General features: G+C 68.8%; 1 protein-coding gene. It reads left to right on the forward strand.

Annotated features, from left to right (window positions below; translation table 11 throughout):
- The first annotated feature begins 314 nt into the window (after positions 1-314).
- A complete protein-coding gene (locus tag ABNF97_RS33820) occupies positions 315-1,772 on the forward strand; it encodes a transposase (protein ID WP_349341051.1) in 1,458 nt (485 codons plus the stop codon).
- Positions 1,773-1,780 lie beyond the last annotated feature (8 nt).

Here is a 1,780-nt window from a genome sequence, read left to right on the forward strand (position 1 = left end):
GGTCATGTAAGGAGCTCCGGTACTTGATCAGTCCGGGGTTCCAGGGTTGCATGAGCATCCCCGGTTGGTCCGGTGGGTGGCGACGAGTTGGGGTCTGAGGGAAAGCCTCGTACGACTGATTGCCACCGCTGGTCTGGCCACGGATGCCCCGGATGAGGGAAGTGGGCCGGTCCGTTGAGGCCGGGTCCGGTTGCAGCACATGAGTGGGAGCCGTCGTCGGATTGCTCTGCCTCCTTGGGACCGTGGCTGTCGTGCGGTTTGCCCGCGTGGCCTGCCGGAGTAGGTGGTTGTTGCGGACCTGGAGGGGGCGGCAAGTGCAGCGCAGGTTGGTCGGTATCGATCTGGGAATCGTGTCGGCGCACACGGTACGGGTGCGTGACGAGGCGGGGCGGGAGGTGTGCCGGCGCCGGTGTGAGCCGACGGTGCAGAGCCTGGCCGTGGTGGAGTCGGCGGCGTTGGCCGGGGCAGTGCCGGGCACGCGGCTGGAGGTGGTGATCGAGCCGACCGGGCCGGCGTGGTTGCCGATCGCGGTGTTCTTCACCACTCGTGGGCACCTGGTGTTTCGGGTGTCGAGTGCGAAGGCGGCGGATCTGCGCCGGTTCCTGTCACGGCACGCGAAGTCCAACGGTATCGACGCGGACACTCTGGCCCGGTTGCCGTTGATCGACCCGGACGGGCTGCGGCCTCTCGAGCTGCCGGACGCGGCCGCGGCGGCGCTGGACCGGCGGGTCCGGGCGTGTGACCGGCTGACGATGGCCGCGTCCGAGCACAAGGTGCGGATCAAGGACCTGGTCCGGCAGGTGATGCCGTGCACCCCGCTGACCGGGGATCTGGGTAAGGCCGACCTGGCGGTGCTGGAACGTTACGCCGATCCGCGTGCGCTGCTGCGGCTTGGGCGGGCCCGGCTGACCGCGCTGATCGTCAAGGAGTCGAAGAATCATCAGGGGCAGGCACGGGCTGAGCAGTGGCTGGCCGCGGCCCGGGCCGCGGTCGATCTCTACGGTGATCATCCGGCGGTCGCGTTCACCGACCTGGCCGCCGAGATCGCCACCGAGGTGCGGCTGCTACGCGCTATCGACGCCGAGCTCGCCGCTCACGCGGCCGAGCGGGAGTCCTGCTACCGGTGGGTGGATCCGATGCAGCTGGCCCGTAGCCTGCCCGGCCTGGCCGAAGTCGGCGGACCGGCGATGACCGCAGTCATCGGCGACGCCTCCCGGTTCCCGACAGCAGCGCACTTCAAGTCCTACCTCGGGCTCGCACCGCGGGCGTCGGAGACCGGAGACACCGACCGCAAGGGCCAGCCGATGTCCAAGGCCGGCTCCCGGCTCGCCCGGGCCACCCTGATCCGCGCCGCTGACTGGGCCCGCAAGCAGGACCCCCAACTCGCGCGGGTCTACCACCAGCAGATGGTCGAACGCGGCGCCGAACACCTCAAAGCCAGCTGCGTCGTCGCGGCCCGACTCGCCGAACGGCTCTGGACCGTCATGCGCCGCCGCATGCCTTACGTGATCTGCGACGTCGACGGCACCCCGGTCACCCCACCACAGGCGAAACGAATCATCGCCGAACACTGGACCGTGACCGAGGAGACCCGACGGCGACGGCGCAGCAGCAAACGCAGGGCGGGGAAGGCCCCTCAACAAGTCCTCACGGGACATGATCAAAAAGACGCTCGAAGCGTACGAACGAGGCGACCTTCCCCACACGAATCCTCCGTGACACCGTCACGGACCGTCAAGCAACACGGCCCCTTGACAACCAATCCCCGATAGGGAATCAG

Source organism: Plantactinospora sp. B6F1 (assembly GCF_040120695.1).
Lineage (GTDB): Bacteria > Actinomycetota > Actinomycetes > Mycobacteriales > Micromonosporaceae > Plantactinospora.